The following is a 661-nucleotide window of genomic DNA, read 5'->3' as shown; positions in this document are numbered from 1 at the left end:
GGGCACCGGGGGAGGGCGGTGTCCAGGTGATCGGCATCCGGATCTGTCGGGACACCCGGCCGTCGTCACCGACGGTGTCGATCACGGGGTGCAGACCGAGGTCCTCGGCCAGCGCGATACCCGCACCGACCGTGTTCACGACTCCCGCGGCGACGCCGACCGCGTTCAGACGCTCGGCCCAGGTCGCCGCGGTCTCCGCCCGAAGCTTGTCTTCGAGGAGCGCGGCGAGCTCGAGACGATGGCGGACGCGGTCAGCGTTCGTGGCGAAGCGCGGGTCGGCGGTCAGTTCGGCCGCTCGGAGCACCGCGGCCATCCGCGCGAACTGCGCGTCGTTGCCGCACGCGACGGCGAGAGGCGCATCGGCGCACCGCAGCGCCTCGTAGGGAGCGATCGAGGGATGCCGGTTGCCCAGGCGCCCTGGTTCGATCCCGGCGCCGAGGTGCGCGGCGGCCTGATTCACCAACCCGCCCTGCAGGCTCGAGAGGAGGTTGACCTCGACCAGCGAACCCTCTCCGGTCGCCTCGCGCCGTCGGAGCGCCGCAAGGACTCCGATCACGGCGTCCTTCCCGGTGAGGACGTCGACGAGGGCGACGCCGACCTTCATGGCTTCCCCGTCTGATGCGCCGGTCACGTGCATGAGCCCGCCGACGGCCTGGGCGAC

1 protein-coding gene is annotated in these 661 nt (G+C 72.2%); it reads right to left on the bottom strand.

The genetic code is table 11. From position 1 onward, the window contains the following. On the bottom strand, positions 1 to 661 hold a 661-nt coding region (locus NS220_RS18705), incomplete at both ends, for a CoA transferase (protein ID WP_193755429.1).

This window comes from Microbacterium testaceum (assembly GCF_001476655.1).
Taxonomy (GTDB): Bacteria; Actinomycetota; Actinomycetes; order Actinomycetales; family Microbacteriaceae; genus Microbacterium; species Microbacterium testaceum_C.
The sequence above is the reverse complement of the archived record's forward strand: the minus strand, read 5'-3'. Positions and strand labels throughout refer to the sequence as shown.